Annotated in this window: 14 protein-coding genes; 6 read left to right on the top strand and 8 right to left on the bottom strand. The window is 66.0% G+C overall.

All coding sequences use genetic code 11. The annotated features are described in order from the left end of the window. Nucleotides 1-247: 247 nt before the first annotated feature. The 8 genes from pstB to ACVZTU_RS15300 form a co-directional block, all read right to left on the bottom strand. The gene (gene pstB / locus ACVZTU_RS15335; RefSeq protein WP_101543804.1) at nt 248-1,027 is read right to left on the bottom strand and encodes a phosphate ABC transporter ATP-binding protein PstB; all 780 of its coding nucleotides are present in this window, start codon (nt 1,025-1,027) and stop codon (nt 248-250) included. Between the two features lie 55 nt (nt 1,028-1,082). After that, nucleotides 1,083-2,222, bottom strand: a complete 1,140-nt coding sequence (pstA, locus tag ACVZTU_RS15330; RefSeq protein ID WP_139468090.1) for a phosphate ABC transporter permease PstA — start codon at nt 2,220-2,222, stop codon at nt 1,083-1,085. A 14-nt stretch (nt 2,223-2,236) separates the two neighbouring features. Next, the gene (gene pstC / locus ACVZTU_RS15325) at nt 2,237-3,127 is read right to left on the bottom strand and encodes a phosphate ABC transporter permease subunit PstC (RefSeq protein ID WP_101544086.1); all 891 of its coding nucleotides are present in this window, start codon (nt 3,125-3,127) and stop codon (nt 2,237-2,239) included. 244 nt (nt 3,128-3,371) lie between these two features. Next, entirely contained in the window at nt 3,372-4,475 is a 1,104-nt protein-coding gene (gene pstS, locus ACVZTU_RS15320) for a phosphate ABC transporter substrate-binding protein PstS (protein ID WP_139468277.1), read from the bottom strand. A 306-nt stretch (nt 4,476-4,781) separates the two neighbouring features. Beyond that, nucleotides 4,782-5,756: an NUDIX hydrolase gene (locus ACVZTU_RS15315; RefSeq protein WP_139468091.1), complete on the bottom strand. Its 975-nt coding sequence runs from the start codon at nt 5,754-5,756 to the stop codon at nt 4,782-4,784. Further along, nucleotides 5,753-7,897: an RNA degradosome polyphosphate kinase gene (locus tag ACVZTU_RS15310; RefSeq protein ID WP_229663969.1), complete on the bottom strand. Its 2,145-nt coding sequence runs from the start codon at nt 7,895-7,897 to the stop codon at nt 5,753-5,755. Before ACVZTU_RS15310 ends, ACVZTU_RS15315 begins: the two co-directional genes overlap by 4 nt. Nucleotides 7,898-7,901: 4 nt before the next feature. Then, the gene (mshD, locus tag ACVZTU_RS15305; protein ID WP_139468093.1) at nt 7,902-8,930 is read right to left on the bottom strand and encodes a mycothiol synthase; all 1,029 of its coding nucleotides are present in this window, start codon (nt 8,928-8,930) and stop codon (nt 7,902-7,904) included. Next, nucleotides 8,927-9,832: a winged helix-turn-helix domain-containing protein gene (locus ACVZTU_RS15300; protein WP_229663970.1), complete on the bottom strand. Its 906-nt coding sequence runs from the start codon at nt 9,830-9,832 to the stop codon at nt 8,927-8,929. Before ACVZTU_RS15300 ends, mshD begins: the two co-directional genes overlap by 4 nt. A gap of 130 nt (nt 9,833-9,962) precedes the next feature. Here ACVZTU_RS15300 and ACVZTU_RS15295 point away from each other — a divergent pair, with 130 nt between their 5' ends. The 6 genes from ACVZTU_RS15295 to ACVZTU_RS15270 all read left to right on the top strand — a co-directional run bounded on the left by ACVZTU_RS15295 (nt 9,963) and on the right by ACVZTU_RS15270 (nt 16,700). Next, the gene (locus ACVZTU_RS15295) at nt 9,963-10,766 is read left to right on the top strand and encodes an ammonia permease (RefSeq protein ID WP_229663971.1); all 804 of its coding nucleotides are present in this window, start codon (nt 9,963-9,965) and stop codon (nt 10,764-10,766) included. Nucleotides 10,767-10,936: 170 nt separating this feature from the next. Further along, nucleotides 10,937-11,539 (top strand): heme-binding beta-barrel domain-containing protein, encoded by a 603-nt coding sequence (locus ACVZTU_RS15290; protein WP_482400767.1) that lies wholly within the window; start codon nt 10,937-10,939, stop codon nt 11,537-11,539. 1 nt (nt 11,540) lies between these two features. Then, entirely contained in the window at nt 11,541-12,752 is a 1,212-nt protein-coding gene (gene ygfZ, locus ACVZTU_RS15285) for a CAF17-like 4Fe-4S cluster assembly/insertion protein YgfZ (RefSeq protein WP_482400766.1), read from the top strand. A gap of 206 nt (nt 12,753-12,958) precedes the next feature. Further along, complete coding sequence (gabT, locus tag ACVZTU_RS15280; protein WP_172171569.1) at nt 12,959-14,323, top strand: 4-aminobutyrate--2-oxoglutarate transaminase; 1,365 nt, start codon at nt 12,959-12,961, stop codon at nt 14,321-14,323. A gap of 104 nt (nt 14,324-14,427) precedes the next feature. Further along, a complete protein-coding gene (locus tag ACVZTU_RS15275) occupies nt 14,428-15,921 on the top strand; it encodes a sensor histidine kinase (protein WP_482400765.1) in 1,494 nt (497 codons plus the stop codon). Further along, nucleotides 15,921-16,700, top strand: coding sequence for a response regulator transcription factor (locus ACVZTU_RS15270; protein ID WP_229663972.1), 780 nt, complete (start codon nt 15,921-15,923; stop codon nt 16,698-16,700). The genes ACVZTU_RS15275 and ACVZTU_RS15270 overlap by 1 nt, the downstream gene beginning before the upstream one ends. Nucleotides 16,701-16,749: the final 49 nt, after the last annotated feature.

The following is a 16,749-nucleotide window of genomic DNA, read 5'->3' as shown; positions in this document are numbered from 1 at the left end:
GTGACGTGACGACCGACCTGCCAGCGCCCTGCGCGATCCCCGAGGCGACTCTGCGCGAGTGCCCTACCGCCCGAAGTCGCGTCCGGCGGACCTGCCAACGCAAAGTGGTCGTTCTGGTCACGTTCCGCTGAGCAGAGCGTGACCAGAACGACCACTTATAGAGGCATGCGCCGCCGATTATAGAGGCATGCGCCGCCGAGACGGCACCCGCCCCGAGGGGCGCCCGCCGTTTGGGCGAGCCTTCAAATCATCCGAAGCGACCGGAGATGTAGTTCTCGGTCTCTTCCTTGTCCGGGTTCGAGAAGATCGTCGAGGTCTCGTTGAACTCGATGAGCTTTCCGGGCTTGCCGGTGCCGGCGATGTTGAAGAACGCGGTCTTGTCGGACACACGAGCGGCCTGCTGCATGTTGTGCGTGACGATGACGACCGTGTACTTGTCCTTGAGGTCGTTGATGAGGTCCTCGATCGCCAGGGTCGAAATCGGGTCGAGAGCCGAGCACGGCTCGTCCATGAGCAGGACCTCGGGTTCGACGGCGATTGCGCGGGCGATGCACAGACGCTGCTGCTGACCGCCGGAGAGACCCGAACCGGGCAGGTTGAGGCGGTCCTTGACCTCGTTCCAGAGGTTCGCGCCGCGCAGGGCACGTTCGGTGAGATCGTCGGCCTCGGTCTTCGACAGGCGCTTGTTGTTCAGGCGCACACCGGCGAGCACGTTCTCCTTGATGCTCATCGTCGGGAACGGGTTCGCCCGCTGGAAGACCATGCCCACCTCGCGGCGGACGTTGACCGGGTCGACGCCGGCGCCGTAGATGTCATTGCCGTCCATGAGGACCTCACCGGAGACGCTGGCGCCGGGGATGACTTCGTGCATGCGGTTCAGCGTGCGCAGCACCGTGGACTTGCCGCAGCCGGAGGGCCCGATGAAGGCGGTGACGGAGCGCGGCTTGATCTGCATCTGCACTCCGTCGACGGCGCGGAAGTCGCCGTAGAAGATGTCGAGATCCTTGATGTCGATCTGCTTGGACATTGTGTTTCCTATCCGTGGAAATGGGTGAGTCTGGAGGTCTGTGGGCAGTCGCCGGTCAGCGTCCGGCCTTCGGTGCGAGCACCTTCGCGATGATGCGGGCGAGCAGGTTGAGCACCATGACGAGGGCGACGAGCACAAGGGCTGCGGCCCAGGCGCGTTCCGAGCTGGCCAGGGCGGCGGCTCCCGGCGAGACCGGGCGCAGCTGCGAGTCGTAGATGAACGTCGGCAGCGTCGACATCCAACCGGAGAAGAGGTTCCAGTTGAGCGTCTTGGCGAACCCGGCGGTGACCATGATGGGTGCCGTCTCACCGATGACGCGGGCGATGGCGATGGTGACACCGGAGAGGATTCCCGACACCGAGGTGGGCAGAACGATCTTCACGATCGTCTTCCACTTCGGCACGCCGAGTGCGTAGGAAGCCTCGCGCAGGTCCATCGGCACCAAGCGGAGGATCTCCTCCGTATTGCGCACGACGATCGGGATCATCAGCACCGACAGCGCCACGGCCGCGGTGAAGCCGGTCTTCGCGATTCCGGCCGCGCCGGGCAGGAGCACGTTGGCAATCGTGGAGAACAGTGCGAAGGCGAAGAGACCGGCGACGATCGAGGGAATACCGGTCATCACGTCGACGAGGAAGGTGATCGCCTTGCCCAGGCGGTTCTTGTTCGAGTATTCGACGAGGTAGATGGCGGTGAGGACGCCGATCGGAATCGAGATCACGCAGGCGGCGAGTGTGATGAGCACGGTGCCGACGATGGCGTGGTAGAAGCCGCCGGCCAGAGTGGCCTCACCGGCGACGTACTGCTGATCGAGGACGCCCTTCATGCCGAGCATGGTGCGGGTGAGCAGGTCACCGCTGATGGCGGCCCCGCCCTTGGACACGGTCAGCCACAGCAGCGAGATGAGGGGAACGCATGCGAGGACGAACGTCGAGGTGACGATGGTGGTCGCGATCCGGTCGACGGCCTTGCGGCGGCCTTCGTAGGACGCGGAGACCGCGAACACGGCGATCGCGTTGATGAGGCCGGCGAGGACGGCCACGACGGGGATGTTGAAGCCGCCGAAGGCGATGAAGCTGATGACGATCGCCACGAGGATCGAGGCGACGGCGACGATCCACGGGGTGGCCTTCGGGAGCTGTTTGGAGGTGAGCTTCGCCGGTTTCGACACGGCCGCCTCGGTGGTGGTGTTCATGGTGGTCATTGGTCTCAACTTCCCTTCACCGAGGTGCGGGCGACGATGGCGCGGGCTCCCATGTTCACCAGCAGGGTGATGACGAAGAGCACGAGGCCGACGGTGATGAGCTCGGACAGGCGCAGTCCCGCGGCCTCGGGGAAGTTCTGCGCGATCTCGGAGGCGATGGTCTGGTTGCCGCTGACGACGAGCGAGGCGGTGAGGACGCCGGGCGAGAGGATCATGGCCACGGCCATGGTCTCACCGAGGGCGCGGCCGAGGCCGAGCATCGTGGCCGAGACGATTCCCGACTTGCCGAACGGCAGCACGGCCATGCGGATCATCTCCCAGCGGGTGGCGCCGAGCGCCAGCGCCGCCTCTTCCTGCAGGCGCGGGGTCTGGAGGAAGATCTCGCGGGTCAGCGAGGTGATGATCGGCAGGATCATGATCGAGAGCACGAGCGAGGCGGTGAGCAGTGTGCGGCCCGTCTGCGACACGGAGCCGTCGGCGGCCGGAGCGAAGATCGGAATCCAGCCGAACCACTTCGACAGCCACAGGTAGAAGCCGGTGAGGTTGCCGGCCAGAGCGATGCCCCACAGGCCGTAGACGACCGAGGGGATGGCGGCGAGCAGGTCGATGACGTAGCCGAGCACCGGAGCGAGCTTGCGCGGGGCCATGTGGGTGGTGAACAGCGCGATGCCCAGCGAGAAGGGAGTCGCGACGATCAGTGCGATGGCCGCGGAGATGAGCGTGCCGATGACCAGCGGCCAGACGTAGGAGAAGAAGCCCTTGCCGCCGGTGATCTGGGAGGGGTCGCTGATCTGCGCGGTGATGGTGTCCTTCGACTGTGCGAGAAGGAACAGGGCGACTCCGGCGAGGATCACCAGGATCAGGATGCCGGCGATGAGCGTGGCGGCCGAGAAGATGCGGTCGCCGGGTCGGACGACGGCCTTCTGCTGCCGAGTTGCCGGACTCTGCGGCGGCTTCTGCCCGGATTCGGGCGTGGAGCCGGGCCCTGTGGGGCCTGACTCAGTGGTCTGTGTGCTGATCGGCACAAGTACTCCTCATGTGACTTGTGGTGAAACCGGGGTGGTTCCACAGGCGCGGAAAAGCGGCGCAGGGCTTCTGCGCCGCTCCCGACTGGCTATATCTCCAGGTCAGAGACTGAAATCAGCCTTCGACCTTGATCGAGTCGATGACTTCTTCGATCTGCTTGCGCAGGTCGTCCGACAGCGGTGCGGACCCGGCGGAATCGGCAGCGGACTTCTGTCCCTCTTCCGAGACCACGAACTTCTCCCATGCCTTGACCATGTCCACGGTCTCCTGGTCCTTGTAGGACGAGCAGACGAGGTGGTAGGAGACGAGCACGATCGGGTAGGCGCCGGACTCGGTGGTGTCGCGGGCCAGGTCGAAGGCGAGGTCGCCTTCGCTGCGGCCTTCGACCTTCTCGGATGCGTCGACGACCTTGGTCGCGGCTTCCGGGGAGAGCTCGACGAACTCGTCGCCGACCTTGACCTTGGCGGTGGAGAGCTCACCGACGGCCGAGGCATCCGCGTAGCCGATGGCTCCGTCGGTGTCGGAGACGGTCTGGATGACACCGTCGGTGCCCTGAGCGGCCTCGCCGCCGTACTCCTTCGGGAAGTTGCCGTCGACCTCGGCGTCCCAGTCCTTCTCGGCGGTGGCCTTGAGGTACTCGGCGAAGTTCTCGGTGGTGCCCGAGTCATCGGCGCGGTGAACGGCGGTGATCTTGAGGTCCGGAAGCTCGGCATCCGGGTTGTCGGCCTTGATGGCCTTGTCGTTCCAGTTGGTGATGTCGCCCTTGAAGATCTTCGCGATCGTTTCGGGGGAGAGGTTGAGCTCGTCGACGCCCTTGACGTTGAAGGTCACGGCGATGGGGGAGATGTAGACGGGGAACTCGTAGGCTCCGTCGGCGCCGCAGGCTTCCTTTCCGGCCTTGACCTCGTCATCGTCGAGGTGGGCGTCGGATCCGGCGAACTGCGCGTTGCCGGCGAGGAACTGTTCACGGCCGGCACCCGATCCGTCGGGGGAGTAGTTGACGGTCACGCCGGAGTTCTGCGAGGTGAAGTCCGCTGTCCAGGCATCCATCGCGGCCTTCTGCGAGGAGGCGCCGATGCCGGTCAGGGTGCCCTGCAGGTCACTGCTGCCGCCGGATGCCTCTTCGCCGGTGGCGGACTGTCCGCCACCGCAAGCCGAGAGGGTGATGGCGCCGACCGCGAGGATCGCAGCGGAGGGGGCGAGATGCTTCATCTTCACGAAGATGCCTTTCATGTTTGTGGACACAGCTCGAGAGTTCTCGATTGCTCGTCATCCACGCTAAGGATCACGCGTGAAGTGCAAGGAGTTGAAACGTGAATGGAAGGTGAATGAGGGGCGAAGGGTTGGAACCGCTGTGAGTGCTCGATCACAGACTTCGTCGGTTTCATGAAAGGATCATTGTCGGGACCGGCATTCGCTCGCCGAGGCGGCCCGTTCCGTACGTGTGTAAGTTCGCCGAGGCGGGCCGCCCAGTACGCATGCTCGACCTTGAGAATCGGCTCGCTGGCGGGTCGTGCGCCTCGGTCAGCTGTCGATGGGGCGGACGCGTTCGATCTCGACGATGCGCGGCACCGGACCGGGGCGCACATAGGCGATGAGGACCTCACCGGGCTTGAGGTACGGATCGTCCTTCGGCAGCTTCGCCTCTACCCGTTTCGGGGCATGAGCCGCGTAGACGGAGAAGATCGTCGGCAGCACCGGCCGGTGCGTGCAGTAGATGACTGGTTTGCCCTTCGCCAGCAGCTTCTCGATATAGCGGGCGGTCTTGTCCGGGTTCGCAGCGGTGGCCTTCTCGCTGAGCGTCGACACCTTCTTGATCGACTTGCCCGTCGCCGCCGACAGCGGAGTCAGCGTCGCCATGCAGCGCTTCCACGGACTCGAGACGAGCTTGCGCACGCCCCAGGCTCCCAGCAGCCCGGTCAATGCCATGGCCTGTCGGGTGCCGAGCTTGAGCAGAGGCCGCACATGCTCTGTCTCGTACCACTTCGCACGTGGGAACGCCTTCCCGTGGCGGACGAGGATGAGCGGCCACGCCCGCAGTGCGTCCGTCTCAGCGAACTTCTCCAGCGCGTCGAGCTGTTCCCGGTCCGCGAAGGACGTCAGCTTCGACCGGGCCTTGTCGACAGGGAACCAGCCGGCGGTGTCGACCTCTCGCTTGTTCACCGGGGCGAAGTCCGCTTCGTCCTTGACCTCGGCCGACCAGTAGAACACCTTCTTCAGCGTGTTCTTGCCGACCGTGTACTCGGCCGACGGCAAGGGGATGCCGAGGTGGATGTCGAACCCCGTCTCCTCCTTGACCTCGCGGATCGCAGCCTCCGGCAGGGTCTCACCCGGATCGACCTTGCCCTTGGGCCACGACCAGTCGTTGTACTTCGGGCGGTGGATGAGCACCACCTCGAGGCCTTTCGAACCGTATCTCCAGCAGACCGCCCCGGCGGCAAGGACATCGGCGGTGACGCGCGATGACGCCTGTGCCGAGGCGACCTCGGACCGGCTCACGCCTCATCCCCGATTCGCCGACGCTTCCGGTGCCGACGGATGAGCTCCGTCTGATAGTCGGCGAGGATGCTGCCCTCGTCGTCGTGAGTCCGCCGGGTCCATCTGCCGTCACCGGACAGATCGAATGCCGAGGTGGTCGGGGCGAAGACGAGATCGAAGAGTTCGATGATCTCCGCCCGGTGACCGTCATCGACGATCTGCACGAGCGCTTCGACTCGACGGTCGAGGTTGCGGTGCATCATATCTGCCGAACCGATGTAGACGATCGGGTCGCCGTTGTTGCCGAAGACGAAGGCGCGGGAGTGTTCGAGGAAGCGTCCGAGCACGGAACGCACGGTGATGTTCTCGCTCAGACCTTCGATGCCCGGGCGCAGAGCGCAGATTCCGCGGACGAAGACTTCGACGGCGACCCCGGCCTGGGATGCCCGGTAGAGGGCGTCGATGATGGCTTCGTCGACGATCGAGTTGACCTTGATCCGCACCTGCCCCGCTCCGCCGGACTGTGCGATCGCGATCTCGGAGTCGATGAGGTCGATGAGTCCGGTGCGCACATTGCTGGGGGCGACGAGGAACCGTGAATATTCGGACTTCGGCGCATAGCCGGAGAGCTGGTTGAACAGCTTCGTCAGATCATCGGCGACGGCCCGATCACGTGTCAGCAGCCCGAAGTCCTCATAGCCGCGGGCGGTCTTCGGGTGGTAGTTGCCGGTGCCGACGTGACAGTACCGGGCCAGCCCGTCAGCCTCCTGACGGACGACGAGGGAGAGCTTCGCATGGGTCTTGAGCCCGACGATTCCGTAGACGACATGGACGCCGGCGCGCTCGAGCTTGCGGGCCCAGGTGATGTTGGCCTCCTCGTCGAACCGGGCCTTGATCTCGACGACGGCGAGCACCTGGATGCCGGCCTGTGCGGCATCGACGAGGGCGTCGATGATCGGCGAATCCCCGGAGGTGCGGTAGAGCGTCTGCTTGATCGCGAGCACGTTCTTGTCCGACGCCGCCTGTTCGAGGAAAGCCTGCACGCTCGTGGAGAACGAATCGTAGGGGTGGTGCAGGAGGATGTCCCGGCTGGCCACCGCGTCGAAGACGTCGACCTGGTCGCTGGATTCCCGCAGCGACAGGTCCTTGTTCATCTGTGGAACCATCTTCGGATAGTGCAGGTCATCGCGTGGCACATCGGCGATATCGGACATGCCGGACAGGTCCAGCGGGCTCGGCAGGTGGTAGATCTCCGAGTCGTGGATGCCCAGTTCGTCCTTGAGCATCTCGAGGACGCGGGGGTGGATGTTCTCTGTGATCTCCATCCGCACGGCCGGACCGAAACGCCTGCGCAGCAGCTCCTTCTCCAGAGCCTTGAGGAGGTTCTCCGCATCGTCCTCTTCGACCTCGAGGTCCTCATTGCGGGTCACGCGGAAGGTCGAATGGTGGACGATCTCCATACCGTCGAACAGGGTCCCGAGGTGTTCGGCGATGATGTCCTCGAGGGCGACGAAGCGGGCCGGGACGTCGCGCCCGGCGGGGCGGTCGGTCGCCTCGGCGACATTGAAGAACCGCGGCAGGCGCGGGGGAACCTTGACGCGGGCGAAGAACTCCTTGCCCGTCTCCGGCGACCGCAGGAGCACGCCGAGGTTGAGCGAGAGACCCGAGATATACGGGAACGGGTGGGCCGGATCGACGGCCAGCGGGGTGAGGACGGGGTAGACGTGGCCGAAGAAGAATTCGTCGACACGGTGCCGCTCATCCTCGGTGAGGTCCTCGACCTGGACCTTCGTGATCGATTCCGCGTCGAGGCGGGGACCGATATCGTCCTTGAGCAGGGCGGCATGCCGGCTCATCAGCTCGAATGCGCGCACCCCGATATCGTGCATGACCTGCGCGGGCATGCGGCCGGTGACGCTGGGCACGGCGAGACCGGTGTTGATGCGGCGTTTGAGACCGGCGACGCGGACCATGAAGAACTCGTCGAGGTTGGTCGCGAAGATCGAGAGGAATCGGACGCGTTCGAGCAGCGGGATCTCCGGATCCGAGGCGAGATCGAGGACGCGTTCGTTGAAGGCCAGCCAGCTGAGTTCACGATCGAGGAAGCGATCAGCCGGGTCGGGCAGTCCCAGCTCCTTACCCGAAGCCGCGATGTCGTACAACGCTCTACTCCTTCTCGTCCGTCGACGCCGTGCTCGCAGAATCAGTGCCGGTGACCTTTGCGGAGGCCGGTGCATAGGCCACGTGCGCGACCGCGACATGGAAACCCAGTCGCTCGTACAAGCCTAGCGCCGGGGCGTTGTCCGATTCGACGTAGAGTTCGATCGTCTCGGCGCCGGCGGTCACCATCCGCCGCATTCCCTCGACCGTCAGCGCCTTGCCCACGCCCTTGGCGTGGATGCGCGGATCGACTCCGACGACATAGACCTCGCCGAGGCGGCCCTCATCATCCGTGTCCGTGATCTTCGTCTGGTGGAATCCGATGACCTCGCCATCGCGGGCGGCGATGATGAAGGTGGTCGGGTCGAAGTCCGCAGCGGTGACGACGGCATCGATATCGGCGCGGGTCTGGCCGCCCTGTTCGGGATGCCAGTCGAAGGCGGCGTTGTTCACGGTCAGCCAGCCGTCCTCGTCGCCGGGAGCGAAGGAGCGGATCTCGACCCCGTCGGGGCTCTGCGTCTCGGGGAGGCCGTCGAGGCGCAGACCGGTGTCGGTGCGCATCTGATAGAGCACTCGATCGCGGCCGAGGCCGTGCTTCTGGGCGAGGTGGGCCGCGGCCGGGTGGTCGCCGTGCGACCAGCACCAGGCTTCGGGCTCTTCGTCGAGGATCGTTCTCAGCAGCTGTTCGCCGAGGCCCTGACGACGATGGTCGGGGGCGATGAGGAACTCGGCGGCGTGACGATCCCCCTGCAGGGCGCGGATTCCGAACCCGATGAGCTCGCCGGTCGTGTCTTTGCCGGCGGGGTCGGCATCGGTGGGGCCGGAACCGTCTGCGTCGTCGGCAAATACGCGCCAGACGCTCGAGACGGTCTGCGCCTCGTGGGCGGTGTCCTCACCGGTGGCGACGGCCATGAGCCCGCCGGAGATCTCGGGGGCGCCATCGGTGGCCGCCACGTCATCGAGGAACTTCAGCTCATCCTCGGTGAGGGTGTCGATCGGGGTGGAGGTGATTGCTCCGCTGGCCTGGATTCTCATGCCGTCACGTCCTCTGAATCTGTGTCTGTGACGCTGTCGGCGCTGAACCGGTAGCCGACGTTGCGCACGGTGTGGATGGCGTTCTCAAGGTCTTTGCCGAGTTTCGCACGGAGGCGGCGAACATGCACGTCAACGGTGCGGGTGCCGCCGAAGTAGTCGTCGCCCCACACGGCGAGCAGGATGTCGTCGCGGGTGAAGACGCGTTCGGGGTGCATGGCGAAGAACTTCAGCAGGGCGAACTCGCGGTAGGTGAGGTCGAGGCTGCGTCCGCCGAGCTCGGCGGTGAACGCGGTCTCGTCGATGCGCAGGTCCCCGGTGACGACGACCATCGGTTCGCCATCGGCATTCCACATTTCCTCGCCCGTGTCACCGAGGCGGCCAGACGTTCCGGGCCCGCCTCCTCGGGCGGTGCCGACGGGGCCGCGTCCGGTGCGAACCGGTCCCCGGCCCCCGGCGTCGCCCTTCGCGCCGAGCCGGCCGGACCCGGCATGCAATCCGCCGGGGAATCCGCTGCCGGAATGAGTTGACGAGGATGCGGCGTGACGGTCACGGGCCACGCGCAGCCGCGCTTCCACCTCGGCGGGGCCGGCAGTGGTGAGGATGAGGTCGGACACGTTCCATCTCGCCGAGGCGGTCGCCAGTCCGCCCTCCCCGAGGACGACGATGACGGGGGCGGTGATCCGCGCCTCGGCGAGCAGGTCGGAGATGCGCGGGGCCAGGGACAGATCGAGGCAGGCGTCGGCGATGACGACGTCGACCGCGGCGGATTCGGCCCGGCGGCTGGGCAGGTCCTCGGCGGCGCAGCGGTCGATCTGGTGACCGAGGTACTGCAGGGATTCGGGAGCGAGCGGGGCGTCGAGCCTGGCCGTGGGGCAGATGTGCAGAATCCGCATGTGCTGCATCCACCTCCTCGGCGCCCGTCGTCTCGCCCGTCGTCTGAGGAAGAGTATAGCGAGGCCCCGGCCGGGGCAGCTCCGACGCGCTGCCGCCGGTGGTTACCGCGGGTGTCGCCGGATAAGGCACGATAGTGCTGTGATCAGATGGATTCGAGTAGCCGTCGCCCTGGTGCTGGTGTTGGCCCTCAGTGCCTCCGTGTACTGGGGCTATACGCTGTTCCTGCTGGCGACCGGGCTCATCGTCTTCGGCGTCGCCTATGGCTGGCCGCGTCTGACGGACTCCCCGCAGCCGCGGGCGACGTCGATCATGCTCGCCCTCTTCGGCGTGGGTGGACTCTACGCCGCCTGGCAGGACTCAACGGCTCCCTACCTCGACTGGCTGCCCGTGCTCGCGGGACTCGGTCTGCTGTGGACCTTCGTGCAGAACCTCACCCGCGGAATCGGTGCCTCCTATGCGGTGGCGAACGTGTCCGCGCAGGTCTCCGGTCTCGTCATCGTCCTGTCCGCGAGCACCTGGGTTGCGGCGATCACCGTCCCCGGTGACAAGGAGGCCATCGTCATCGGCCTCGCCTCGCTCATCGTGGCGCAGTGTATGACCGCGCTGCCGTGGCCGGCGATCTACACCTCGCCGTTGGCCATCGCCATGTCCACGGCCGTGGCGGGGATCCTGTCGGTGCTCGTGTTCGCACAGGCGATCTCCTTGGCCATGGCGCTCGTCCTCGGTGTCATCATGGGCCTGCTCGTGGCAGCGGTCGATCGGATGCTCGGGCTCGTCGCCTATGCGAAGTTCCAGGCCGCCAACCTCGAGGCCTCACAGAACATCGAGGTGAAGAAGAACGTCGAGAAGGCCCGGAGCTTCGCCGTTCAGCTCGCCCTCGGTGCCGCCCCGATCGCGCTCGGCGGAGTCGTCGTCTACGCACTCGAACGCGTCGCTTCCTGACCCGGGCTGAATGCACATCACTTTGTCAGGAACTGTAGACTGGGAGCATGGATAATCTTGTTGCTCTCGAAATCGTCTTCTCCAGCCTCGTCGGCATTGCCGCTCTCGGTGCCCTGGGTGTCGGGATCAAGGTCGTCACGGCGCTGTTCAAAGACAACCGCTGATCCCTGATGGTGATCGAACTCGATGCCTCGGTCCATCCCGAGCTCGTCCCTCTGTCCTGGCTGATCGGGTCGTGGGAAGGCGTCGGTGTCGTCGGCTATGCGGACACTCCTGAGAAGCAGTTCGGCCAGCGCATCGACTTCGTCGTCCACGAGGGCACGCCCTTCCTCCAGTACACCGCGCATGCGTGGCTGCTCAGCGAGTCCGGTGATCTCGAGTCGACCCTGACTCTCGAGACCGGAATCTGGCAGCTCGTGCGTCAGCACGACGACGGCGACGTCGGCCCGGGAATGATGGTGCCGACCGAACAGCAGTCCTTCACCTCGGCCGCAGCGGTCGAAACCCTGCGCACGAACGACGACGCCTTCGAGATCGAAGCCGAGATCGTCCACCCGCACGGAGTCATGGAACTCTACGCCGGCACCGTCAAAGGACCGCGCATCGATCTGGCCACCGACGTGGTGGCCAGGACCAAGACCGCGAAGGAGTACACCGCCTCGACGCGGATGTACGGCCTCGTCGGCGGCGAACTCATGTGGGCCTGGGACATGGCAGCCATGGGCCACGAACTCGCCTCCCACTCCTCTGCCAGATTGAAGAAGCTGTCTTAAGATGACTGATCCCGTGTCGCCGAATTCTGACTTCAACGATTCGCCGTCGCCGGAGAACACCGACACCCCCACCGAGGCGGTTCGGCGCTCGTCGCTGGCCCGCGGACTGAGCTCGACCGCGGTGCTCGGAGCCGGCGACCTCGCCGAGACTCCCATCCACTACGGAGCTCCTCTGCGAGAGCAGCGCGTGCTCGAGGAGAAGGACGGTCTCGTCGACCTCGCTCATCTCCGCGTGCTGCGTCTGAGCGGACCCGACCGTCTGACCTGGCTGAACTCGATCACCACGCAGAAGATCGACACCCTGGCCCCCGGAGTGTCCACCGAAACCCTCGTGCTCGATCCGAACGGTCGCATCGAAGGCTGGCTGAAGCTCGTCGACGACGGTGAGGCGCTGTGGGCGATCAGCGACCTCAACACCGACGCGACACTGGACTTCCTGCGCAAGATGGTCTTCATGATGCGCGTCGAGATCGAGGATCTCAGCGACGACTATCAGTGCTTCGGCGCCATCACCGCTCTGCCGGAGACCCTGCCCGTCACCCGGACCTGGTCCGATCCGTGGCCGCACATCGGAAGCGGTTCGGCCTCCTACGCGCAGATCGACATCGGGCACGATGTCGCCGGAACCGACCATCCGGGTCTCGAGACTCCGTTCGTCATCGGCATCGTCAAGCGCTCCGATCTGCAGGGCCTGTCGGCGAACAGCCTCGACATGGCCGGCTTCGACGCCTGGGAAGCCCTGCGGATCGCCGCCTGGCGACCTGGCCGGAATGAAATCGATCACAAGGCCCTCGTCGGCGAACTCGACCTGCTGCGCACGGCCGTGCACCTGGCCAAGGGCTGCTACCGCGGTCAGGAAGCGGTGGCACGCGTCCACAATCTCGGTCAGCCGCCCAGGCGTCTGACCTTCGTCCATCTCGACGGGTCCGGGCACATCGCCCCGGACCCCGGCACCGAGGTGCTTGCCGAGGTCCGCGGGTCCGAACGATCAGTTGGCACTCTGACCTCGGTGACCGTGCACTGGGAGCTCGGACCGATCGGTCTGGCCGTAGTCAAACGGAACCTCGCCCCCGAGGCGCAGCTGAGCTTCGAAATCGGCGACGGCGAACGCGTCATCGGTGCTCAGGAGACGATCGTCGTGCCGATGCGCGAGCACGAGCGCCTGCTTCCGGAACGGAACAGGGACGTCGACGCCCGCGGTCAGAACCGCTGATTGCAGCGAATCTTGGGTGCGGCCAGGGCTGCCTCTGTCCTCGTTGTGGGCGGTCCGACTCGGGGATTCGACGGTCGATGAACGGCTGCGGATTTCGTACCCGAACTGGCCCGAATCCGCGCGTTCGTCTCTCCGTCGCGGGCGGTTCTGCTCAGCCCTCGGACGGTAAGTGACAAAAAGCGTCGATAACCCCTATTCTTCCCCTTATGACAGCTTTGGAAATTGGCGGCGAAGCTCTGCCGCAGGAACGTAAGATCGTCACCGAGATTCCGGGACCGAAGTCCCGTGAGATCGAGGAACGTCGCAAGTCAGCCGTGGCGACCGGTGTCGGTTCGAGCCTGCCCGCCTACGTGGTCGCGGCCGGCGGCGGCATCCTCAAGGACGCCGACGGCAACCAGCTCATCGACCTCGGCTCGGGCATCGCCGTGACCACGGCCGGCAACGCGAACCCCCGCGTGGTCGAGGCCGCGAAGGCCCAGCTCGAGGCCTTCACCCACACCTGCTTCATGGTCAACCCGTACGAGAGCTACGTCGAGGTCGCCGAAGCCCTCAACCGCCTCACTCCGGGTGACCACGAGAAGCGCACCGTGCTGCTCAACTCCGGTGCCGAGGCCGTCGAGAACGCTGTGAAGATCGCTCGCGCCCACACCGGTCGCGACGCCGTCGTCGTCTTCGACCACGCTTACCACGGTCGGACCAACCTGACCATGGCGATGACTGCGAAGGCAGCACCCTACAAGGCCGGCTTCGGTCCCTTCGCCGGTGAGGTCTACCGCGCACCCATGTCCTACCCGTACCGCGACAACGATGCGGCCGGCACGAAGATCAGCGGTGAGGACGCAGCCAAGCGCGTCATCACGATGATCGAGAAGCAGATCGGCTCCGAATACGTCGCCGCGATCGTCATCGAACCCATCCAGGGTGAGGGCGGCTTCATCGTCCCGGCCGAGGGCTTCCTGCCCACGCTCGTCGACTACGCCCGCGAGAAGGGCATCGTCTTCGTCGCCGACGAGGTGCAGGCCGGATTCGCCCGCACCGGCAAGATGTTCGCCTCCGAGTGGGAGGGCATCGTGCCCGACCTCATCACCACGGCCAAGGGCATCGCGGGCGGTCTGCCGCTGTCGGCCGTGACCGGTCGCGCGGACATCATGGACTCGGTCGGACCGGGCCGCCTCGGCGGAACCTACGGCGGCAACCCCGCCGCCTGTGCCGCAGCACTCGGCGCCATCGCCTCTTACGAAGAGGACGGGCTGCCCGAGCGCGCCCTGGCCATCGGCGAGATCATCGTCGACCGCCTGACGAAGCTGCAGTCGAAGTACCCCGAGGTCGGCGACATCCGCGGCCGCGGTGCCATGATCGCCGCCGAGTTCGTCGAGCACGATTCGATCGAGCCGAACGCGGATCTGGTGAAGAAGATCGCGGACTACTGCGCGAAGAACGGCGTCCTCGTGCTCACCACGGGAACCTTCAGCAACATCCTGCGCTTCCTGCCGCCGCTGACGATCTCCGACGAGCTTCTGGGCGACGCCTTCGACGTCATCGAGGCAGCCCTCGCCGAACTCCTCGGCTGACCCTCCTCCCAATTACTACCTGACGGCGGCCCAGCAACCTCGCGCGAGGTTGCTGGGCCGCCGTCAGGTAGTTCGGGGGAGGCAGTTGTAGCACAATAGAGGCCATGACTTCAGAGATCGACAGCGCGACCGGCACGTCAGCGAGCGTCCCGGCCCGAGTGTGGCACTTCCTTCGGGGGCCTCGCTTCATCGATCTGCCGATCCGTCTGCTGGCCCTCATCATGGGGCTGACGATCCTGGTGCCAGGGTCGTTCGAGATCACCGAACCCCGCTACGCAGGCCTGCTCATCCTCGCCTACGGACTCATCGTCTTAGCCGGCTTCCTGCCGCTGAGCATCGTCATCGCGACGACCGGACTGGGCATCGCGTTCTCCATGCTCTACCCGGACCTGGAGAACATGTTCCCCGAGGCGCTCATCCTCGCCACCGCGGTCCTGATCAGCCGCCGCCGCTGGATCGGCTTCGCGCTGGGCACCATCGGACTGGCCGTCTACCTCGGCGCATCGACCCGACTCGGATCCTATGATGCCGGCTTCGAAGGGTTCACCGACCTCGGCTACGGCTGGCTGACCTACTCGACCCTCGGCCTGTGTGCGTCCTTCGTCGAAGCTCGAATCCGCAGTGAGATCGACCGCCGCGAACGCGCCGCCGTCGACCACCAGAAGTCACTCGATGCCATGCGCGCCCGGTTCACCAGTGACATGCACGACACCATCTCGCATTCGCTGACCACCGAATCCGCGATCATCCGCACCCTGGCGAAGGAAACCGATTCCGAGACCGCGGACCGTCTCCTCGCCGAGTTGGCGCTGGTCAACGCCGAGGCCACGAAACGGCTCCGACAGCTGGTGACGAGCCTGAGCAGGTGGGAGACCGAGGCCTGCTCCGGGGACTCCGCCACCTCTCGGGTCCGGTTCCGCGCCGAGGCGGAGCAGCTGACGACCGCGATCGAGGATGGGTGTGCGGCCGGTTCCGTTCCGCTGACCACCGAGCTCGCCCCGTTGCCGCCCCACGCGACAGGCACCTTGTCGCACCATTTCCGGGCCGTGATGCTCGAGCTCGCCACGAATGTCATCCGCCACTCCGTTCCGGGCACCCCCGCCACCCTCGCCGTCGAAATGCGAGGTGAGCGCGGTGACCGGGCCGAACTGCTCTGCCGCAGCACGAACGAATCCCCGACCGCCCTGACCAAGGCGCCGAGGTCGCTGTCCCGCCGGGCCACGGCCGTGGGCGGCGTCTGCCGGGTGGACGAGGATGAACGGAGGAGAACCGTCGTCGAGGTGGCCCTGCCGGTCCGTTTCGTCTCCCCGTCCGCGCCGACTTCCTCGAAATCGCATACCGTGCGGTCTTCCTCGAATGTGGTCATGATCGACGTCGTCGATGATGACTTCGACACCAGCGCCGAGGCAACAGGTACTTTGCCGATCTCTGCTGAGGCGGCCGCCACCGACGTCCCCGACCGACCCACGGGCACGGACACAGCTGGTTCCGATTTCTCGGGCGAGGAGACCTACCGCCTCAGCAACGGCAGCCACAGCAGCGGCAGCCACAGCAATGGCACCCGCACGAAGGGCGGCCGGGACAAGGTCGACGCCTGATGACGTCGCACTCCCACACGGCCGCGCACACCACCGCGGCCCCGCACCGGACCTCGGAGGCGGCCCCTCACGTGAGACCGGAGACGACCATGCCGCAGGCCGACCACGACATGACCTCTGACTCCGCCGCACGCACCTCCGTGCTCGTCGTCGATGACGATTCGTGGACGACACGAGCGGTGGCAGCGGCGCTCGATGATGCGGGTTCCTTCCATGTCCTCGACCCGGTGCACTCCGGCGAAGAGGCCATCGCCGCTTTCGACGCCGAGCGTCCCGACCTCGTCCTCATGGACGTCAACATGCCGCCGGGAATGAGCGGCGTCGATGCGACGGCGGCGATCATGGACCTCGACCCCGAAGCCCGTGTTGTGCTCCTGACGACCGTATCGCCTGGTCCGGGAATCGCTCGCGGGCTCGAAGCCGGCGCACTCGCCGTGATCAACAAGACGGCCGGGGAGAGGGAACTCGTCTCGATCGTGCGGGCCGCCTCGGCGGGGGAGAGCCCCGAACTGCTCAGAGGGTTGGCCGAGGACATCGTCATCAGCGGAGATCCCCTGCCCGACGCCCCCGACTCGGCACCGCAGCTGACCGCCCGCGAGATGGAGCTGCTCACCCTGCTCTGCCAGGGCCACAGCTACGAGGAGATCGCCGCCGACCAATCGGTGGCCATGTCCACCATGAAGTCGCACGCCCGCAACCTGCGTCTCAAGCTGGGGGCGCGCAATCTCGCCCAGCTCGTCGTCCGCGCCCTCCAGTTCAAATTCTTCTCCCCGGAATGATCTGCCCCCGTCGAGGCGGCTGGCTGATTCGACTCAACCCCACCCCGCC

This window comes from Brevibacterium sp. OS20 (assembly GCF_056837565.1).
Note: the sequence above shows the minus strand (reverse complement) of the source record. Positions and strands in the feature narration are given on the sequence as shown.

Excerpts from the sequence above, each read along its gene's own strand:
- pstB (WP_101543804.1), bottom strand. The coding sequence starts at position 1,027 with ATGTCCAAGCAGATCGACATCAAGGATCTCGACATCTTCTACGGCGAC.
- pstA (WP_139468090.1), bottom strand. The coding sequence starts at position 2,222 with ATGAACACCACCACCGAGGCGGCCGTGTCGAAACCGGCGAAGCTCACC.
- mshD (WP_139468093.1), bottom strand. The coding sequence starts at position 8,930 with ATGAGAATCCAGGCCAGCGGAGCAATCACCTCCACCCCGATCGACACC.
- ACVZTU_RS15300 (WP_229663970.1), bottom strand. The coding sequence starts at position 9,832 with ATGCAGCACATGCGGATTCTGCACATCTGCCCCACGGCCAGGCTCGAC.
- ACVZTU_RS15290 (WP_482400767.1), top strand. The coding sequence starts at position 10,937 with ATGGTGATCGAACTCGATGCCTCGGTCCATCCCGAGCTCGTCCCTCTG.
- ygfZ (WP_482400766.1), top strand. The coding sequence starts at position 11,541 with ATGACTGATCCCGTGTCGCCGAATTCTGACTTCAACGATTCGCCGTCG.
- gabT (WP_172171569.1), top strand. The coding sequence starts at position 12,959 with ATGACAGCTTTGGAAATTGGCGGCGAAGCTCTGCCGCAGGAACGTAAG.
- ACVZTU_RS15275 (WP_482400765.1), top strand. The coding sequence starts at position 14,428 with ATGACTTCAGAGATCGACAGCGCGACCGGCACGTCAGCGAGCGTCCCG.
- ACVZTU_RS15270 (WP_229663972.1), top strand. The coding sequence starts at position 15,921 with ATGACGTCGCACTCCCACACGGCCGCGCACACCACCGCGGCCCCGCAC.